General features: G+C 44.0%; 20 protein-coding genes. 12 read left to right on the forward strand and 8 right to left on the reverse strand.

The window, feature by feature from the left end; all coding sequences use genetic code 11:
* Positions 1–81: 81 nt before the first annotated feature.
* The 4 genes from AAFP14_RS18305 to AAFP14_RS18320 all read left to right on the forward strand — a co-directional run bounded on the left by AAFP14_RS18305 (position 82) and on the right by AAFP14_RS18320 (position 3437).
* Positions 82–1320 carry a hypothetical protein gene (locus AAFP14_RS18305; RefSeq protein ID WP_341733662.1) on the forward strand — a complete coding sequence of 413 codons (1239 nt, stop codon included), beginning with the start codon at positions 82–84 and terminating at the stop codon, positions 1318–1320.
* Between the two features lie 76 nt (positions 1321–1396).
* Positions 1397–2098 carry a hypothetical protein gene (locus tag AAFP14_RS18310; RefSeq protein WP_341733663.1) on the forward strand — a complete coding sequence of 234 codons (702 nt, stop codon included), beginning with the start codon at positions 1397–1399 and terminating at the stop codon, positions 2096–2098.
* Positions 2099–2101: 3 nt separating this feature from the next.
* Entirely contained in the window at positions 2102–2683 is a 582-nt protein-coding gene (locus tag AAFP14_RS18315) for a hypothetical protein (protein ID WP_341733664.1), read from the forward strand.
* Between the two features lie 13 nt (positions 2684–2696).
* On the forward strand, positions 2697–3437 hold the full coding sequence (locus AAFP14_RS18320; RefSeq protein ID WP_341733665.1) for a hypothetical protein: 741 nt from the start codon (positions 2697–2699) through the stop codon (positions 3435–3437).
* 18 nt (positions 3438–3455) lie between these two features.
* On the opposite strand, the gene AAFP14_RS18325 is transcribed toward AAFP14_RS18320, so the two are convergent.
* Entirely contained in the window at positions 3456–4073 is a 618-nt protein-coding gene (locus AAFP14_RS18325; RefSeq protein ID WP_341733666.1) for a Uma2 family endonuclease, read from the reverse strand.
* 63 nt (positions 4074–4136) lie between these two features.
* On the reverse strand, positions 4137–4334 hold the full coding sequence (locus AAFP14_RS18330; RefSeq protein WP_341733667.1) for a YgiT-type zinc finger protein: 198 nt from the start codon (positions 4332–4334) through the stop codon (positions 4137–4139).
* 138 nt (positions 4335–4472) lie between these two features.
* Here AAFP14_RS18330 and AAFP14_RS18335 point away from each other — a divergent pair, with 138 nt between their 5' ends.
* Entirely contained in the window at positions 4473–5624 is a 1152-nt protein-coding gene (locus AAFP14_RS18335; RefSeq protein WP_341733668.1) for a tetratricopeptide repeat protein, read from the forward strand.
* A gap of 109 nt (positions 5625–5733) precedes the next feature.
* Here AAFP14_RS18335 and AAFP14_RS18340 read toward each other — a convergent pair whose 3' ends face one another.
* Entirely contained in the window at positions 5734–6165 is a 432-nt protein-coding gene (locus AAFP14_RS18340; RefSeq protein WP_341733669.1) for a hypothetical protein, read from the reverse strand.
* 453 nt (positions 6166–6618) lie between these two features.
* On the opposite strand from AAFP14_RS18340, the gene AAFP14_RS18345 reads away from it, so the two are divergent.
* A complete protein-coding gene (locus AAFP14_RS18345; RefSeq protein WP_341733670.1) occupies positions 6619–7236 on the forward strand; it encodes an esterase/lipase family protein in 618 nt (205 codons plus the stop codon).
* Positions 7237–7238: 2 nt separating this feature from the next.
* Complete coding sequence (locus AAFP14_RS18350; protein ID WP_341733671.1) at positions 7239–7850, forward strand: esterase/lipase family protein; 612 nt, start codon at positions 7239–7241, stop codon at positions 7848–7850.
* A 63-nt stretch (positions 7851–7913) separates the two neighbouring features.
* On the opposite strand, the gene AAFP14_RS18355 is transcribed toward AAFP14_RS18350, so the two are convergent.
* Positions 7914–8345, reverse strand: a complete 432-nt coding sequence (locus AAFP14_RS18355) for a VOC family protein (protein WP_341733672.1) — start codon at positions 8343–8345, stop codon at positions 7914–7916.
* A gap of 12 nt (positions 8346–8357) precedes the next feature.
* Here AAFP14_RS18355 and AAFP14_RS18360 point away from each other — a divergent pair, with 12 nt between their 5' ends.
* On the forward strand, positions 8358–9176 hold the full coding sequence (locus tag AAFP14_RS18360; protein WP_341733673.1) for a TIGR00297 family protein: 819 nt from the start codon (positions 8358–8360) through the stop codon (positions 9174–9176).
* Between the two features lie 130 nt (positions 9177–9306).
* Here AAFP14_RS18360 and hetR read toward each other — a convergent pair whose 3' ends face one another.
* Complete coding sequence (gene hetR, locus AAFP14_RS18365; RefSeq protein ID WP_341733674.1) at positions 9307–10209, reverse strand: heterocyst differentiation master regulator HetR; 903 nt, start codon at positions 10207–10209, stop codon at positions 9307–9309.
* A gap of 67 nt (positions 10210–10276) precedes the next feature.
* Between hetR and AAFP14_RS18370 the strand changes: the two genes are divergently transcribed.
* Positions 10277–10399: a hypothetical protein gene (locus AAFP14_RS18370; protein ID WP_341733675.1), complete on the forward strand. Its 123-nt coding sequence runs from the start codon at positions 10277–10279 to the stop codon at positions 10397–10399.
* Positions 10400–10841: 442 nt separating this feature from the next.
* On the opposite strand, the gene AAFP14_RS18375 is transcribed toward AAFP14_RS18370, so the two are convergent.
* The 3 genes from AAFP14_RS18375 to AAFP14_RS18385 all read right to left on the reverse strand — a co-directional run bounded on the left by AAFP14_RS18375 (position 10842) and on the right by AAFP14_RS18385 (position 13641).
* Complete coding sequence (locus tag AAFP14_RS18375; RefSeq protein WP_341733676.1) at positions 10842–11063, reverse strand: hypothetical protein; 222 nt, start codon at positions 11061–11063, stop codon at positions 10842–10844.
* Between the two features lie 338 nt (positions 11064–11401).
* The gene (locus AAFP14_RS18380; protein WP_341733677.1) at positions 11402–11596 is read right to left on the reverse strand and encodes a hypothetical protein; all 195 of its coding nucleotides are present in this window, start codon (positions 11594–11596) and stop codon (positions 11402–11404) included.
* Between the two features lie 77 nt (positions 11597–11673).
* Complete coding sequence (locus AAFP14_RS18385; protein WP_341733678.1) at positions 11674–13641, reverse strand: FAD-dependent oxidoreductase; 1968 nt, start codon at positions 13639–13641, stop codon at positions 11674–11676.
* Positions 13642–13691: 50 nt separating this feature from the next.
* Between AAFP14_RS18385 and AAFP14_RS18390 the strand changes: the two genes are divergently transcribed.
* The 3 genes from AAFP14_RS18390 to AAFP14_RS18400 are packed head-to-tail and all read left to right on the forward strand — an operon-like array spanning position 13692 to position 16193.
* Positions 13692–13982, forward strand: a complete 291-nt coding sequence (locus AAFP14_RS18390) for a hypothetical protein (RefSeq protein ID WP_341733679.1) — start codon at positions 13692–13694, stop codon at positions 13980–13982.
* A gap of 54 nt (positions 13983–14036) precedes the next feature.
* Positions 14037–14561, forward strand: coding sequence for an adenylyl-sulfate kinase (cysC, locus tag AAFP14_RS18395; RefSeq protein WP_341733680.1), 525 nt, complete (start codon positions 14037–14039; stop codon positions 14559–14561).
* Between the two features lie 36 nt (positions 14562–14597).
* Complete coding sequence (locus AAFP14_RS18400) at positions 14598–16193, forward strand: SLBB domain-containing protein (RefSeq protein WP_341733681.1); 1596 nt, start codon at positions 14598–14600, stop codon at positions 16191–16193.
* The last annotated feature ends 6 nt before the right edge of the window (positions 16194–16199 follow it).

Consider the following 16199-nt stretch of genomic DNA (forward strand, 5'->3'; position numbering starts at 1 on the left):
TTGAACAATGCTGGTCTTGGCTGAAAAGTCGAATTCGTAAACTCAAGAATCAGTTTGATTCTTTGCGAGATGCGATCGAGGTTGTCTTACATCTTGCGTCCTAACCGCCTTGGCGGTTGCTATATCACGTATTTATTAGACCTCCGCATTGCTGCTGCAAATCCCAATCAAAATGTGGTGGTGTGTGAATCTTCTAGATATACAGAGCTACGGAATGGCGTATCTCCCACAAAGGAGAACCCAGATTGTAGAACGGGGCAACAGGTTATGGCAAGGCGATCGCCCTCTCCAAACCAACAAACTAACACAGGGCGATCGCCTGCTTCAAATCAGCAGAATCCACAGAGACAAACCCAGATCAATGGCGATGACACAATAGTTTATAATAATATTGTGTGTAGTGGTAAAACCAGAAATTTTTTAGGACAAGAATCTCCGGCTTCTTGTAGGAGCAAAGAAGCAGATTCTCGACTTATATTCAATAGCATCACATGGGAGAGACAAGCAGATCGTTCCATCAAAGTTGAAATGAAAGTATTCAATCAAGGTTCTGCTGAAGCTTTAGTCCAGATATATAATTCCAAGAAACAGCTAGTGAAGATTAAAATCATTGAGGGTAATAAACCTCCCACAGGATTGATTGATTCCGGTATTGATATGTTTACAAGGTTTCCTGTCTCCTTGTTTAATCAATATTCTTTGACAGATGCCAGAAAAAATTTAAACGAGCAAGAGTTTTCGGATAAGAATAAGAATAGCATCATTATTCCGCCTGGGGGATATTTAAAAATAACCAAGTCAAGTAACGAAGCATTTAGGTATAATGCTGCTATGTTATCCCTTGAGTTAGTATTGCTCGCTCAAGGAGATCCAGGGTTTGCTAAAGACGAGACAGTGAAGCAATTTGTCAAAAGATTTGCCGAAGAAGCATATTTTTCCCGAACATCCAAAACCACTATCAACTTCTTCAAGAGTGAACCTAATAGTCAAGCTATGTTCACAATGGATTTGGTCGATCCTAATAAAGCTGCTGAAGTATTCAAACAATTAATTGAGTTTTCAGTCTCAGGGGAAAGCGATCCATCTAAAAACCCATTTATAGGAGCTTTCCTAGATGTATATAAAGATGTCGGTAACATTGGTCTAGAAATTGCCCTTGATAAATTCATCCTGCCAGGACTGGGTACATTTGTAAAAGCTACTAGAATAACTGGCAGTAAGTTAAACACATTTGCAAGAGGGGCAGACCTTTATTATGCTACAGCCGCAGGCGAAAAAGCTACTATTACCTTAGAAGATGCTGATAAACTTCGCAATTAAAATTGCTATTTCAAGAGTTAATAAGCTGGCATTCTAAGCTTGTAGATTAGAAATAATGAAAATAAGGAGATTACTTATGAAAGCGCGATCGCCAATCACCATTACAATTAGTTTAGGCATTTGTACGGTATTTGGAGCTTACTGTCTGACAAAACCCCAAACTGCAAATGCTGAACCCGCACCTATGTTTAAACCAATTCTCCGAGATATTCAAACTCAGCTCCCTAGAGGATGGCTAATGCGCTTACCTTCAAGTGTTAATATCAGCGACATTCAACTTTACCCACAAGTCATTACAACCATCCCAGGAGAGTTTGCCGTCTGGCTAAATTCACAACTGAATTGCACGAGTAGATCCTGTCAATTTGGAATTATTACGGTAGCGCAAAATTCTACCTACGATAATAATCTGCGTTCCCAACCCATTTTTACTCTGAAAGAACTTGAAAGAGTTAACGAAATTAGAAGGCGTGGTTATGAAAATTGGACAGAAGCTGATAAAAGAGACTTGATCCGCTCAGAGATGGCAGTCCTAGAAAGGACACCTATCACTTTAAAGCAAGGTATTGAGGGTCTTTTCGTCGTTCAAAATTCTGGAGGGGCTTCAACTCCACCTTCTTTGAGCGTGATTTGGAAGCAAGATGGTTTAAATTATCGGGTCAGTCTAGGAGGCGGATTCGATCGCGATCGCAATATTGTATCACAACGCGATAAATCAGCATTGATTAATTTAGCTATTTCTATGGCTAACGAATCTCCGATTCAAAATGTCAGATAAAAAATGAGGATAAAGTTTATGAAAGTGCGATCGCTTTTGGGTTTAACAATAGGTTTGACAATTTTGTGTGCTTGGTCTTTATCAGTATTTGCACAGTCGAGACAGGCTACGGGTAATTCTCAGATGATAAGCTGGCCACAAAATGTTGCTCAACAACCCAAGTCTGAGCTTATAACTTGGAGAGAATTTGTAGAACAAGGTGGGGGACGTTATATTCAAAATGATTACGACCTACCATCGGAGTTTAGGAATGGCTATGTTTACTTCAATACGGGAGCCAGCGTTATTGGAGCTTACCTTCTCAAGCAAGGTTTATCTAGCTACCCACCTCGGAAAGTTGGTGGACAGCAACAAATTAACCCAGATATAGGAGATAAGTATTTAAAATCTGGCAAAGCAATTTTTTTCTCCTGGTCACTTAGTAACGGATCTTTTCAACGTTATGGAAAAGATACTGAAATTAGATATCATGAAAAAGGAGGAGGAGGATGTTTAGCACTTACTTGTTTAGAAGCTCCTTTTATGACTAACGAGCAAATTAGCCGCATTCTGCGTTCAGGAAGACCGATTCCACAAAAAAATTGAGGTAAATATGAAAATGCGATCGCCCACAATCATCACCATCATAACAGCAATCCTAGCTGCTGCAAGCATTCCAGCAGTTTTCGCCCAGCGACAGCCATCAGCCAACGAAATCTACATAGATAAAGATTGTCGCCGAAACCAGCAACTACAATTTGACAAATTCACTGTATTCAATCAAAATGAGTTTACAGCTAACGGTAAAAAATATTCATTTTACGCAGGCCGCTATCAAGATGGAGCAGTTCTTTTTTGTATTTCAGAACCCAATTTTAACCAACCAAAAGTTTTAAATGCAGAAAAAATACAAAGACAATTTATTGACAAAATAGCCACAGACCCCAACAACAAAACAGCCTTTATCATCGCAGTCAGAGAAGGAAATGGTCCTGGTGCAACAGCGACTAATTATGGCTTAGATTTAAGCAATCCCGATCGCCCAAAACTCACCTCTCTCTCCCTCCTCCAGCAGCGAGAAACCTTAAAAGAAGGCGAATCCCGCGAACATACGTTCCAAGGACGTGCAGGTCAATCTATTACGATAGAACTCGGCAGCAGAGGATTAGACCACAACATAACATTGTTCGACACCAACGGTAAGAGGATTGCCGGAAAAACAAACAACTTTCAGCGTCCCCCAGAGTCTAAACTCACCGTAAAATTGCCGAGTAACGGTACTTATAAAATAGTTGTTAAAGGAGGCGATCGCACCAGCAAAGGTACTTACACATTAAGCGTTAACTCCAATCAGTTGTAACAAACATCATCGCAAATATTACAGTTTTTGAATTTTACTGCTTTTGATAACCCGATCGACAGTTACATCTAATTCTGGAAAAGTTGGAGAAATAATGCGATCGCAGCCTGTAAACCTCTCAACCTCGTAATTCCCATCTACTAAACGGTAAACAAAAATGCTAGGAACTTTTGGATTACCCAGATAATATCGAGATGCGATCGCCAAAAAATCCACAATCCAATATTCAAAAATACCCAGCCGTTGATATTCATCGAACTTATCAACGTAATCATCTTCCCAATTAGTTGATACCACCTCAACCGCTAACTGAATTGGTTCCCTCAAAGCACCATAAGCTAATACATTGCTATTCCACAACAAGCCACTTACCACCCCAACATCAGGATTTCTACCTTGTTCTTGTCCCCCAGCCGTTACAGTTCTAATTCGGATGTCCTTATCAACGATATAATCAAGTCCTAAACGTTCGTTTTCTCCATCAAAACACTTGACCAGATAGCGCGCCACATTTTTATGAGCTCTGGTTGCGTCCACCTCGACCATTTCTCCGTTTACAAGTTCGTAGATGCCATAACCATCGGGATAATGTTCGAGGAAATCCTCAAAAGAAAGTTTAACTGCTGTTTGCACCATAACTATTTTTTTTTATACTTGTGTGTTAATTCTAATCATTTTTAACTCAACTTAAACCAACCGCTACGCAAACTCAAAAACAGGTGTTTCAATCACCCTAGTAGGCTTTCTATCTTCCCAAATCATCTTCTGTAATCGTTCCACAGTCTCAGGCGAAAAAAATCGCTCTCCCGTTTCCAAACACACTCTAGCAGGAACATTTTCAATAATAATAAACTTACCATGGATTTCCAGCGTGTAAGTTACCTTTTGTTCCACCATCGTTTCTGGCAAAATGTCATTTTATATCTATAAGTTAACATATCTATAATTTAACATCTCAAAGCAAAAATTATTAACCAGTGGCGAAACCAACCCAACATCAGCCAATATAGAAACAACCTCATTCCCCCAACCACCATGACAGACATCCACCAAATCGTCACCGCCCTAGAAGACAAAGAATACAAACAAGCCGCCCAACTCATCAAACAACTACAAACAGAATCCCCAGAAAATCCCTGGGTGAAATACTACATAGCCCGTTACTACGAACTCACCAATAACCCCAAAAAAGCCGAAACCACCTACAGACAAATACTCCACGAAATCACCAACCCCAAAATCATCTCCCAAGCCCGCCAAGGGATTCAACGCATTGAAACCGCAGCACAAGATAGACTCCAAGAAGCCATAGAAACCGCCAAAAACGACCCCAGCAACCTCGAACCAGCACTCCTGATCCTGGAAGCAGTCAGCCCCGAAGACAAACCCGCAGCCATCCAAAATATCAGCAGAATCTTTCAAACCGACGCCTATACAACTCGGATGCAAGTTCAAAGCCGCGGCTGGAGACTGTATAAAACCGGCCCCATCGCCGAACTCCAAATCTACGGCGAAGAACTCCTCAACGCCGGAATCCCCGTATTCTGGGGCACCCTAGCCGATATTCAAAAAATCCAAATCTTTCGAGTTCAACACTTCCAATCCCTGTCTCCCCCCGTCGTCGTTTGTAAAGATACACTGGATAGACTAGGTGCGATCGCCTTTAACTGGTCAGAAATCAGCCAAAGAGTAGAAGGATTATTACCCATGTTTATGGAAATCATGGACTACTCACCCCATCGCAGAACCGAGCAATTTCGCCACAAAGAAATCACCCAAGATTACGCTCAAATCTGCGATTTACACATCCCTAGTCGCCACTGTATTCTCCGAATTTGCGACCAAAGTTACGAATTTCAACAAGGCATTGACTTTACCCAAATTTCAGGAGATATTCCCGCTTCAGCCCCCAAAAAAACCAAATCTCGTTCCCAAAAACCTCTACAAGTTCCTCAAAGTACCACCAGAATCAACTGGAATCACTTACTAGAAATACTTGACCAACAGCTTGATGTGACAGTGTGGTCAGAATTTACTCCCTTTGCCGAGACCGTTCTCGATTACACTAATATGTTAAGCAACATCGAATCTTATGTAGAGGTCGATCGCAAATCCGAAACCCCTTGGGATGCAGCTTTCCAGCTATACAGCGGATTAGCCTTCCTGAAAAACCTAGAAAATAGGTAATAGTAATAAAAAGTTAAATATTAAAAATCACAAACACCAGTGTTAACTTTTTAATATTAGTATTTGCAATTTTCCAAGATCCTATTACCTATTACCTATTACCTATTACCTACTTGGTTTTTACCTGACGAGCCATTTCCCGGAAATTATTCATGCTGGGTCCAGGAGTCCTACGGCTGGTATTTGGTGTTGGCATTAAATTATTAGGAGCAAAGGTCTGAGTCGGTTCGCTAGAACTCGATACTTTTCCGTTAGTTGCTGCTGCTGTGGCTACTTTCACAGGTTCTTTTTCTGGCTGAGGCTTTTTGGCTGTTTCTGTCTTGGGTTTCTTGGCGGGTTCCGATTTGGCTGCACTCGGTTTTGCTACTGCTGGGACTGCGACTACTGGTTCAGGCTGTTTAGCAGCAGCAAGCTCAACTTTTGGTGACTCATTCCCATCAGAGTTTCCCAAATCTAGAAAATATTCAGACTTTTTGAAGCCCAACAATCCGCCGATAAACCCGAAAATAGCGCCGAAGAAATTTTTGATAAAACCAAACATTAGATTTACTCCTTTTGTTTTTTTAGAGAAATTTGTACCAGCTTTTGAAATACTCACGCTCGCTAAAGCAGCAGTGATTCTTGACGCTTCATGGGGTTCTGCTAACTGTTGCTAGTCTGACAATCCCTCTGCGCCCATTTAGAGTCGTGGCGATTCCCCATCCCGACTTGTTCTATATTTCTAGCAGTATTGTCAACAAAGTTAGACTACGAGGTAAAGAAACCTTTGTCTATATTTATTCATCAAAATTTACATTTCGTGAGTAAAAACACCCATAGTATAGTAATTTTTACTCAGTAATAGTAGTCTGAGCTTTGCACTTATTTACGATTATCTCAGAATTGATGACAGATTTCCGACTTAACTCGATCCGATTCGCCATCTGTCCCACTAGGGGTCAAACTCCCTAGGTGAGTGATTTATGCTGTAGTCGATCAGAAATTTCCTCTCCAAATGAACAGTTCGCTCGATCGCAATCCAGTCATCCTGGTACATGGTATCTGGGATACAAAAGCAATTTTCAAGACTCTCTCGGCCCACCTCAGCCAACTCGGATGGCCTGTACATAGCCTCAACCTCACCCCCAACGATGGTAGCCTCGGCCTCGACTTACTAGCGAAGCAACTAGCAGACTACATTTCTGAGGCTTTCGATCCAGAACAGGCGATCGACATAGTAGGCTACAGCATGGGCGGCATAGTCAGCCGCTACTACGTTCAGCGACTGGGAGGGATTAATCGCGTCCAGCGTTTCATCACCATATCTTCGCCCCACAGCGGCACTCTCACCGCCTATTCTCTGCCTTTACCAGGATACTTGCATATGCGTCCCGATAGTGACTTACTGCGGGATTTAAATCAAGATGTCACCATGCTCAAACGCATCAATTTCACATCTATGTGGACACCCTTTGACATAATGATAGTCCCGGCAAAAAGCTCCCAAATGCCAGTAGGTAAAGAACTCAAACTCAAGGTTTTGCTGCACCGCCAAATGGTAACAGATCCCCAAAGTATCAACGCCTTAGTTGAAGAACTAAAAGCACCTATTAAAAATAAAATTTCCAGCTAATCATGAATAGCAATTCTAGCTATAACCCAGTGTTACTGATTCATGGCATCTTCAGAAAATCGGGGATTTTCAATAAAATGTCCGGCCATCTTACCAAACTAGGATGGTCCGTATATAGCCTTGACCTTGCACCTAATTGGGGCAACACTACCCTGGAAGAATTAGCCCAACAACTGGCAGATTATATAGACACAAACTTCGACCCACAACAGCCTTTAGATTTAGTAGGATTGAGCATGGGAGGTTTGGTCGGTCGCTACTATCTGCAAAGGCTAGGCGGAATTAACCGAGTGCAGCGATTTATTGCCATATCTTCTCCTCATAGTGGCACTTGGACTGCTTACACTTTGTGGGGAAAAGGCTGTGTTCAAATGCGTCCTGGTAGTGTTTTTTTAGAAGATTTGAATCGAGATGCTAATCTGTTGAAAAAGCTTAACTTTACTTCTATTTGGACACCTTGGGATTTCATCATTGTCCCTGCTTCTAGTTCCCAAATATCCGCAGCTAAAGATGTGAAGTTGCCAGTATTTGCTCATGCTATGATGGCGAGAAATTCTCGGAGCTTAACAGCAGTTACTGAAGCACTTTCAGCACCATTGCAAGTTCCCCCGTAGGTTGACTTAATAAAACCTAAAATTGTCTTTTCTATTGCAAATGGTGATTATTTCGCGCAGCAATCAAACAGCATCGCCCACTTCGGCGTATTCGCTGCGCCCAAAAATTGCCTCAGCTTCACAGTAATACTTGAATTCCAGTATATTGTGAGCAGGATCTTGTAAGAAGAAAGTGCGGTGTTCTGTAGGCAAACCAACAAACCTTCTTCTCGGTTCTTGATAGAAGTTCAAATTGTTTTGTTGTGCTTTTTCTAACAAGCTTTCCCAGTCGGCCTCGGAGGTAAAAACTAATCCAAAATGTCGGGGATAGATACCTCTTTGAGGTGTCAAAGGTTCGTGGCTAAGGTGGGCGACAATTTGATTGCCACACAAACCCATAATCACCGAATTCGGGGATTCCCGACCTAATTCGCAGCCGAGCCCGTCCACATAGAAGGCTTTTGTTTGAGCAATATCGCTCACGGGGAAGGCAAGATGAAATAAGACTTTGTTCATGGAGGTAAAAAGATGACTGTGCAGAATTCTGAGTTGTGGTTTAATGATTTATCTTGGTCTAATCCTTGGTTGGTGGCGATCGCCCTGAATACAATTTTACTGGCGATCGCCACCATTAGTCCCAAAAAATTACTCACCCCGGCTGGGCAATTTCACGGCTGGCTGTTGGGTGTCATCATCTGGGGTTGTTTGGGATGGCAAGGCTATGCTGTGGTGATGTTCTATTTTCTCGTGGGATCGGGAGTTACTCGGATTGGCAAAGCCCAAAAAGAGGCCGAAGGGATAGCCGAAAAGCGTTCCGGCGCGCGAGGCCCGGAAAATGTCTGGGGTTCTGCTTTAACCGCTACTCTTTGTGCTTTGGGAGTTTTGGTATTATCTATTTTAGGAGAGACAGGCAAGATGCCAGTTTCACAACAGCTAATTTCCTGGTTATTGCTGGGCTATGCGGCTAGTTTTTGTACTAAACTTGCCGACACCAGTGCTAGTGAAATTGGTAAAGCTTATGGGAAGCGAACGTTTTTGATTACTACTTTGAAGCCAGTACCTAGGGGGACGGAAGGGGCTGTCAGTTTAGAAGGAACTCTCGCTGGTATTTTCGCCTCTATTCCGATCGCACTTTTGAGTTGGGCTGTGGGTTTAATAGACTTGACAGGAATTGTTTTTTGTGTTATTGCAGCTTTTATTGCTACTAACATCGAGAGCGTGATTGGGGCAACCCTCCAATCAAAGTTTGAGTGGCTCACCAATGAAGTAGTGAATTTTGTCAATACTCTGATTGGAGCGATCGCTGCGATCGTGTTAGCCTTAGCCTGGACAGCTTTTTTCGCTTAGTTATAAATCACCAGTCATTAGTCTCCAGCGGTCAATTCATTAATGACTAATGACCAATGACCAATGACCAATGACCAATGACCAATGACCAATGACTAATGACTAATGACTCATGACTAATGACTCATGACTAATCTTCTTGGGGTCCAAAAACCATTTGTAAAATCATGGTCGGTTCGCCCCGTTGGTGATAGCGATCGGCCCAATTACGAATAATTTCATCTAACTCCTCAACAGCTTGGTCAAGCCGTTCCGGCGGGATATCCAAGGTTTCCATAACCCGCATCACTTTAGGTTGTTTTTCGGCCCAATCTTGCATCAGGCGGAAATATCTAGCAGTATCTTCCACCATAGTGAAAGTCCGTTCTTCCTGCTCTGCGGGAGAGTAAGTAGCGCGAGTGAGGGCATAAAACGGCATTCCCCAAGGAGAATCAATACGAGTCACAGTTCCCGAATAGATCAAACGGCGTTTGATGTGTTCTGCTAGAGCTTCACTCAAAGGCATCCGTCTTTCTGGAGACATTTCTTCTTGCGATCGCCGGTGCAGAAACTCGATCAACTCCATAAACTGAAAAGAATTGATCAATTGAGCATCTGGCGGATTAGGAGGAATCTTTCCTTCCAGATATTTTTTTTCATCCGCCGTCAAGCTAGTAGCAGGAATGCGAGGGCGTCCCGGAACCCAAGGATACTGTTCCAGCCAGACATAAGGAAACTGAATTAAATATCTAGGTTCTTGGGAACCCAGCATTTTCAGCAATTTCCCCGTTGTCAGGGCTTCCCGAACTTCCTCGACAATCACCTTCACCCGTTTTGGCTCAATGTGATGCAAGTGTCCAGTCATCCGCAGGTTATGATCCTGCTCCATATAAGTCATGTAAATGGCACATTTAGCTGCGGTTGCAGCCGCGTCTAAAAACGCACCGTGCCTGTGCCCACTGGTTCGCATGGCGCTAAACGCCAAATAGAGCATGATCTGATCCATTGCGCTAGGGCTGAGGCTTTTGACCAGATCGAAGGAGTCATTTTTCATTTTTATTCTCTTTGGCAAACCCCCACCATAGCTAGACTCAGCACTGGTTGGGGAGGAAAAGGAGGGTATGGTAACAACAACATATCAGTTAAGTCAAGCTTTAGCTGAAGAAAGCAATTTTACTTCCAGGCAAGACAAAATGAAGGCATCATCTATTACGACAACAGATGAGAAGCTCTCGATACCGTGACTCACCAGGGTAGAGCCTTCTAGGGCTAAAGACCTTGGGGATCTAAACCCCCTTGGAATCCAGCATAACTGACAGTCGTCGGAAAGGTTGCTACCAATCCCCCTATTTACCAATTTAATGGGGCAAAATGCTTCCCAGACGCGCTCTCGGAAAAATTTTAGCGACTCATGGGGATTTGCCACAGGGCCAGAGCGGTAGAGTTAAATATACAAAACCGCCAATCACAAGAGTCCAACTCTAGATAAATGGCGGTTAAAGGTTGATTTAATAGTGTTTTGGTACACCAAAAATTATATTCTTTTCACTGGTAACAAAAAGTAGATTTGTCTCCCGAATCTGAAAAACTAGAATTATCGAAAATCTGAGCGATCGACTGAACAGCTCCAAACCAACCTCTAACCAACTTTGTGGAATAATTTGATTTCATCCAAGACCATTAAAGTTATTGTAGCGAGTTAGTTTCTGTGCTGGCAGAGCTGAAATCACGGCGTTGAGTATTTCTGCTGGGAGGACGATCGCCTCTTTGTTGAGTTTGTGCAGACAACATATATTGAGCAGTGGAAGTTTCTAACTGTGCCCCATGAGATTCAATAGATAGACCAGCGGTAGCACTCAAGAAGATGCCAGACAGGCTCAATAAAGCAATTGCGGTGTAGTTTTTCATGGGTAGTATCCGTATCGGTGTATATTTAGAGATACAGACACTACCCATGCAGATCGGGATAAATTTACATAAAATCTAATGAAAAACACCATTGAGGCATTGCTAATTTGATTGCTATAATATACAAAACCGCCATTTACGGAGACTCACTGTCTCCATAAATAGCGGTTGAAGGTTTATACTTTCTCATCACATAAAAGGATATCCGAATGACAATAAACAAGAAGTGAAGTTACCAGGCAAATCTGAAAAATTAGCAGCCCAGAAAATTAGATTGAGCGCTCGACACAGACCGTCAAAACAAACTCAATAACGGAACTCGCTTTCATGCAACGTCATTAAAATGCTTGTAGGAGATGAAACTCTCGGCGTCCGCTGCCTCTTTCAGGAGAACGATCGCCCTTTTGTTGAGTTTGGGCAGAGAAAATGTAGTTTGCGGTGGCAATTTCGAGCAGTTCTACTAGAGATGCAAAAACTCGATCGACCTTAGCGCTCAAAACACCAAGTACAGGAAGAAATGTGTAATTTTGCATGAGGTTAATATCCGTGTCAGTGTCTATTAACTGATACAGACTCTCCCCCATCTATCAGGATAAAATTCTGGGAAATTTCAGGACTTATGCAAAAAACCTGATTTTGGCAACTCAACTGCCTCTACCAGCAGCCACAAACCAGCTAAATTCAGCCTCCCCCACACTTTCAGAAGTTTCTGACTTTCGCAACGGTGTAAAAACTCATCGATTTGAGGATCTAAAGTCACCAGTTTCCAAATTCGATCGCCATGGGAGGGCGCATCAGTCAGCGTCAGGGCGTAATCTTGTTCGCCTCGGCGGTGGAAAATCCCATGCCAGGGACTGTGAGTATTTCTGCTGTCAGCGATCGGTTTATCTACGGACAAAGGACAATTGCCACTGGCGGGATATGAAGAGGGTCGATCGAGATAATAGCGTTGCCAGTATAGCCAATCCGATCGACTCGGTGTCAAATTAAATAAAGGAATAACTGCCGCCCTAGCCTCCACATCTTGCAGCAAAGCCTCCTGCAAAACTCTGACTGGCAAATCCCGTGGCTGACATCCCCGCCGCACACACAAAGCCGCCGCCATCCCCGCCGCCTGTCCAATATTCATTACTGTAGGTTGCAAACGAGTCGCACCATTAGCGATGTGAGAAACAGAAATATTTTTTTCGCAGACTAGCAAACCATCGGTATTCGCAGGAATCAGCGCACTGTAAGGAATAGTAAAAGGAGTTCCCGTCCATCGCCCGCCCCAGCGGATCGATTTTGGCTGCAAGGGAATGTCGCCACTAGGATAGTGGTGATCGTTGGCGTAGTTGCCGATCGCAATTGTTTCACAAATTCCCTCAGCATTTATGGGCAACTTCGCGACTCTGCCACCGGCAACGGGCAAAATATCTTGTTCTCGGATTGTTTTTACTCCTTGCAGGCGGCGACTTTCTCGGTAGTAGGGGTGGAGGGCGAAGGCAGAAGTCAACTCCTCCCTGGGCCCAGCAGTCAACTCCTCCCTAGGCCCAGCAGTTAACTCCTCCCTGGGCCCAGCAGTTAACTCCTCCCTACCCCCCCCAAGGGGGGAATGAAATAAGGGAAAACTTTCGGTTAAGGGGGAAGCAAATAAGAGAGAAGAATGTTGGGGATTTTTGGTGTTAGAAGTGGGGAAAATGTTCTCTGCTAAACCATAGCGGCGGCCGAGTTGAGTTTGAATGTAGCGGGCGAAACTTTGGCTATGCCATAGACTTTCTTGGAGGAATTCTGTTTGTGATGTTTCAGATCCAATTAGTCGATCGACCTTAAAGCCATAATCATTACCCCGAATCGGCCAATTAATCATGAGCAACCCACCCGGAAGTCGGCCATAATTGAGAAAATCTTCAGGAGTATAATTATCCCAAGCTCCTGTAAAGCGATCGGGATCGTGAATCGGTGGCGCGGGAATTTCTGGCGCTACAGCACCTTCCCCAAAATCCTGCATCATTACTACCCAAGTCGGAGCTTGTATGGGATATGTTTGTGTCAGATCGTTAGGTGCGATCGGTGCACTCGGTTCTCCAAATTCTGCTTGAAACTCCCAACCCCAACGGTGAGGAACCTCAGCCACAGCCAATAAATCTCCCAATTCCGTAGCATCCAAAGTGACTGTTGCTGACACCATAAAATCGGGAAATTGAACGCCAACAATGCGATCGCCTTCCTTCATCACACCTTGAACTTTTTGTCCAGAAATCCAGCGCAGATTTGGTAAACACTTAACCCAATCAGCAAAAATTTCTGCACCAATGCGCGGATCGTAAGTAAAAAAACTGACCCAGCCCCAATCTAAACCTTCCCCATGTCGCTGCTGAAGTTCGCGGAGAAAAGCACCCCACAAACCAGTCCTAAAAGCGGCTAATTCGTTACCATCGGGAGCCGAAACCCCAGCCGAAGTAAGCATACCGCCCAACCAAGGAAACTCACTCACCAAAATAGTTTTGGCACCACAGCGGGCTGCTTGTATGGCGGCTGCTGTGCCACCAGTACCGCCACCAACTACTAAAACATCGGCTGTTAAGACAGAAAACATGAGGATTTTAAATTTTAAATTTTAAGTAGAAAGAAGATGGAAGATGGAAGATGGAAGATGGAATATCTAAGAAGAACCCCCCTACCCCCCCCAAGGGGGGAAAATGGAAGAGGGAAGATGGAAGATGGAAGATGGGAGATGGCTCAAGGACTGCGTTGATCCAGCCCTTCGACCTTTCGCCGGAGAATTCAATATTACCGATATTACCAATTCCTGTTGCCTCCAAGACTGGATATTTTATTTTTTCACACAAATCTATAACTCCACAATTACTTTTAAGCTATTGTTGTAAGATGGCAATTCCCATCAAAAAAAAATCTGAAAATGGGGAACCCCGATAGTAAAGTCAGGCGTCGGGTAAATGTCAACATTCATTAGTTACAAAGCAATTGAACATGAACAAAGGTTTTATTTTGTGGTTCACCGGACTGAGCGGTTCTGGCAAAACAACCATTAGCCAAGCTCTGGAACCAGAGTTGAAAGCCAGAGGCTGCAAAGTGGAAATCTTGGATGGAGATGTGGTGCGTACCAACTTATCAAAAGGTTTGGGATTTAGCAAAGAAGACCGAGATACCAATATTCGGCGGATTGGATTTGTCGCTCACCTGCTGAGCCGCAATGGAGTTGTCGCTATTACCGCGGCCATTAGTCCCTACCAAGTAATTCGTGACGAAGTTAGAGCCATGGAACCTAACTTTGTGGAGGTATATGTGAAAGCCTCCCTAGAAGCCTGTGAAGCGCGCGATGTCAAAGGGATGTACGCCAAAGCCAGAAAAGGTGAAATTAAGGGGTTTACAGGGATTGACGATCCCTATGAAGCACCCCTTAATCCTGAGATTATTTGTTGCACAGAAAAGGAAAGTGTGACAGAGTGTGTGGAAAAAATTCTGAGTAAGTTAGAAGAGTTGGGTTACATTTGATGGTGATGGGTTAGGAAAAGGATCGGGCAAAAAACGATGGTGCTCAAAAGTGATTTGGGAATCAATATTGTCAACGGTTTCACTGGATCAGTGCTGATGGCGATTCTAGTTTCTGCTCCTAGTTGGGCTCAGTTACCTCCGCCTCCTCCCCCCCTAGCCGTACCCGCATCCGTACCCGTACCCGTACCCTCCGCGCCCGGATTGCCGCTGGTTCCGGGAAATGCGCCAGCCAATGCAGTACCGACACCTTCGAGTGTACGATCGGAAGTTTACACTTTAGGAGCGGGCGATCGCATTCAACTGGACATTTTTAACGTCCCGGAATATAGCGGCCCCAACGGTCAACATCAGGTACAGGCTGACGGTTCCCTCAGTTTGCCCTTAATTGGTAGCGTTTCGGTGTACGGGATGACTTTAGAACAAGCAGCCAATAGTGTCAAAGGGCGATATGGTCAATACTTAAAGCGTCCTTGGATTACACTGAAACTGCTGGCCCCGCGTCCTTTACAAATTGCGATCGCAGGGGAAATCAACCGCCCCGGAGCCTATACAATATCCTCAGCGGCGGGCCCCGGAGGCACAGCAGAGCAAATGGGAACTCAAATGCCCACGATATCACGGGCTTTGCGAATGGCTGGTGGTATTACACAGTCAGCAGACGTGCGACAAATCAAAATCCGCCGCCCCCAACGCAATGCAGCGGAACAAATTATTAGTGTTGATTTATGGGAATTGTTGCAAAACGGTGATTTGCGCGCCGATATGACTTTGCGCGACGGCGATACTATATTTATTCCCACTGTAACTAGCCTCAATCGCCAAGAAGCACCTACTTTAGCAGTTGCCAATATTACCGGACAAAGCACTCAGCCGATTAATATTGCTGTGGTGGGAGAAGTCGCTCGTCCCGGTACTTATACTCTGGCAAAGGATTCTCAAAGTAGGTTACAAGAGAATGACATGGGTGCAAATTCGGGTTTGTTTGGTGCCACTGAGACGGCGGGTAGCGAAACCGTTGTGCAGCAAACAGTTACTAGGGCGATTAAAATAGCTGGCGGCATTACCCCCGTAGCGGATATTCGGCAAATACAAGTTCGTCGTCTGACGCGGGCTGGTACTGAACAAATTATTAATGTCGATTTGTGGCAACTTTTGCAAACAGGAGATGTATCTCAAGATTTAGTGCTGCAACAGGGAGATACGGTGATTATTCCCAAAGCCGAAAATATTGACGAAACTCAGGGTGCCCAGGTAGCTAATTCTAGTTTTTCACCGGATACAATTAAGGTGACAGTGGTGGGAGAAGTGATCAAACCAGGGGCGATTGCCCTGCGACCAAATACTTCTTTAAATCAAGCGCTGGTAGCAGCGGGCGGTTTTAATAAAGCGCGGGCAGAAATGGATTCGGTGGATTTAATCCGCATCAATGCTAATGGTACTGTTTCTCGCGTCGCGATTAAGGTGAATTTTTCCGCCACTGCTAATGATGAAGCCAATCCTAAACTGCAAAATAATGATGTAATCATGGTCAGGCGATCGGGTCGCGCTGCATTCTCGGATAATGTAGGTGGTACCCTCGCTCCTCTTAATCCTTTATTGGGAATATTCAGATTGTTCAATATTTTTCGATAGCTCGTA

Source organism: Microcoleus sp. EPA2 (assembly GCA_020882975.1).
Lineage (GTDB): Bacteria > Cyanobacteriota > Cyanobacteriia > Cyanobacteriales > Microcoleaceae > Microcoleus.

Bases quoted from the DNA above. Each gene is read 5' to 3' on its own strand.
- AAFP14_RS18310 (WP_341733663.1), top strand. From the start codon at position 1,397: ATGAAAGCGCGATCGCCAATCACCATTACAATTAGTTTAGGCATTTGT.
- AAFP14_RS18315 (WP_341733664.1), top strand. From the start codon at position 2,102: ATGAGGATAAAGTTTATGAAAGTGCGATCGCTTTTGGGTTTAACAATA.
- AAFP14_RS18320 (WP_341733665.1), top strand. From the start codon at position 2,697: ATGCGATCGCCCACAATCATCACCATCATAACAGCAATCCTAGCTGCT.
- AAFP14_RS18325 (WP_341733666.1), bottom strand. From the start codon at position 4,073: ATGGTGCAAACAGCAGTTAAACTTTCTTTTGAGGATTTCCTCGAACAT.
- AAFP14_RS18330 (WP_341733667.1), bottom strand. From the start codon at position 4,334: ATGGTGGAACAAAAGGTAACTTACACGCTGGAAATCCATGGTAAGTTT.
- AAFP14_RS18335 (WP_341733668.1), top strand. From the start codon at position 4,473: ATGACAGACATCCACCAAATCGTCACCGCCCTAGAAGACAAAGAATAC.
- AAFP14_RS18340 (WP_341733669.1), bottom strand. From the start codon at position 6,165: ATGTTTGGTTTTATCAAAAATTTCTTCGGCGCTATTTTCGGGTTTATC.
- AAFP14_RS18345 (WP_341733670.1), top strand. From the start codon at position 6,619: ATGAACAGTTCGCTCGATCGCAATCCAGTCATCCTGGTACATGGTATC.
- AAFP14_RS18350 (WP_341733671.1), top strand. From the start codon at position 7,239: ATGAATAGCAATTCTAGCTATAACCCAGTGTTACTGATTCATGGCATC.
- AAFP14_RS18355 (WP_341733672.1), bottom strand. From the start codon at position 8,345: ATGAACAAAGTCTTATTTCATCTTGCCTTCCCCGTGAGCGATATTGCT.
- AAFP14_RS18360 (WP_341733673.1), top strand. From the start codon at position 8,358: ATGACTGTGCAGAATTCTGAGTTGTGGTTTAATGATTTATCTTGGTCT.
- hetR (WP_341733674.1), bottom strand. From the start codon at position 10,209: ATGAAAAATGACTCCTTCGATCTGGTCAAAAGCCTCAGCCCTAGCGCA.
- AAFP14_RS18370 (WP_341733675.1), top strand. From the start codon at position 10,277: ATGGTAACAACAACATATCAGTTAAGTCAAGCTTTAGCTGAAGAAAGC.
- AAFP14_RS18375 (WP_341733676.1), bottom strand. From the start codon at position 11,063: ATGAAAAACTACACCGCAATTGCTTTATTGAGCCTGTCTGGCATCTTC.
- AAFP14_RS18380 (WP_341733677.1), bottom strand. From the start codon at position 11,596: ATGCAAAATTACACATTTCTTCCTGTACTTGGTGTTTTGAGCGCTAAG.
- AAFP14_RS18385 (WP_341733678.1), bottom strand. From the start codon at position 13,641: ATGTTTTCTGTCTTAACAGCCGATGTTTTAGTAGTTGGTGGCGGTACT.
- AAFP14_RS18390 (WP_341733679.1), top strand. From the start codon at position 13,692: ATGGAAGATGGAATATCTAAGAAGAACCCCCCTACCCCCCCCAAGGGG.
- cysC (WP_341733680.1), top strand. From the start codon at position 14,037: ATGAACAAAGGTTTTATTTTGTGGTTCACCGGACTGAGCGGTTCTGGC.
- AAFP14_RS18400 (WP_341733681.1), top strand. From the start codon at position 14,598: ATGGTGCTCAAAAGTGATTTGGGAATCAATATTGTCAACGGTTTCACT.